Genomic DNA, 1,325 nt, shown 5'->3' with positions numbered 1-1,325 from the left:
CCGCTGGTGGTGGGCGCTGGCCGCCGCGCCGATGCTGCTCGCCTGTCTGCACCCACGGGTGTTGGGGTGGGGAATCGGACTGGTCGCACGGCCCTTCGCCAGGTTCCGGGAGGTCGCCGAGGCGGGTCCGTTGCGGATCGATGGAGGTGCGGTGACGACCGCCGTGGGGTGGACCCTGGTGGCGTGGGTGCCGTTGGGCGCGCACGTGTGGCTGCTGACCTGGGCGGTCGGTGGGGACGCCCTGGCATCGGTGGGGCCGGCGGTGGGCGCCTACGCACTGGCCTGGACCCTGGGATTGCTGGTGGTGTTCGCCCCGGCCGGACTGGGGGTGCGCGAGGTGGTGCTGGTGGTGGCGTTGGCCCCGGTGGTGGACGCCGGCGCCGCCCTGGTGGTGGCGATACTGTCCCGGCTGGTGATGACCGTGGCGGACGTGGGCTGGGCGGGGCTGGCGTTGCTGCTGTCCGGTTCGGCCGCCAGACGAGCCGAACACGACCCGGCCTGACCGGACTTCCAGCGCCAGGACCGGCTCGCGAGCACCGGAGATACTCACGTGAGCGGGCCTACCCGGCGCATACGGCCCTCGCCTATCAACGGGCGAAGCGTTTGAGCGATTCGGTGTCCAGGACGACCCCCGCACCCGGGACAGGGACGGCCTCGCCGTAGAGATGAGTGCTGCGGTCCAGATACTGGCCCTGAACGGGGCGACTGTGCACCACGACGGCGTTGGCGTCGCGATCCACCAGCAGGTAGACACCGATGCCCGTCGCCGCGTAGGCGGCGGGCTTCTCGACGCGGTCTCGGGCATGGGTATCAGCGTCCCACGAGGTCACTTCGACAACGGCGAGGACACCTTCGGGGTCGGCCCACTCACCCGCGTCGTCAAAATGGCCGACCGGAGCGAGGATCCCATCAGGGCGGGCCCGGCCTTTGCGGTAGGCGTCGATTTTGAGCCCCAACCCGCTGGTGATGAGGTCGAGGTCAGGACGATGGGCGATGAACTCGCGCATCAGCCACGTGAGGATTCCGGCGTGCGCCCCGTCGGTCACCTTGTGGACCCAGACCTTCCCATTGAACATCTCCATGCGAACACGGTCGGCCTCGAACGCCTGTCTGGCCAAGCGCTCGAATAGCTCGGGGCTCATCGGAAGCGCCGGAGTTTCGTGCGGTGAGCGATGTTCGGCGATGGTCATGCGGCTCCTTGAGCGGTGCCAGTGGTCGGCGCCATGAGTCATGGCCCCGACCTTCAGTGTAGGCGTGTGCTGGAGGATTACGCGGGACCGGAATGTGTCAAGTCAATTCGGACACGGACCAGTGATCCTTAAGCT

Annotated in this window: 1 protein-coding gene and 1 pseudogene; one reads left to right on the top strand and one right to left on the bottom strand. The window is 68.4% G+C overall.

The features are described from left to right. Positions 1-502 (top strand): annotated as a pseudogene (locus tag D472_RS25325) (lysylphosphatidylglycerol synthase domain-containing protein); the annotation flags it as partial. 85 nt (positions 503-587) lie between these two features. Here D472_RS25325 and D472_RS0111355 read toward each other — a convergent pair. After that, positions 588-1,190, bottom strand: coding sequence for a Uma2 family endonuclease (locus tag D472_RS0111355; protein ID WP_017604606.1), 603 nt, complete (start codon positions 1,188-1,190; stop codon positions 588-590). Positions 1,191-1,325 lie beyond the last annotated feature (135 nt).

The sequence above is a fragment of the Nocardiopsis alkaliphila YIM 80379 genome (assembly GCF_000341005.1).
In the GTDB taxonomy this organism is placed as follows: domain Bacteria; phylum Actinomycetota; class Actinomycetes; order Streptosporangiales; family Streptosporangiaceae; genus Nocardiopsis; species Nocardiopsis alkaliphila.
Note: the sequence above shows the minus strand (reverse complement) of the source record. Positions and strands in the feature narration are given on the sequence as shown.

Bases quoted from the DNA above. Each gene is read 5' to 3' on its own strand.
- D472_RS0111355 (WP_017604606.1), bottom strand. From the start codon at position 1,190: ATGACCATCGCCGAACATCGCTCACCGCACGAAACTCCGGCGCTTCCG.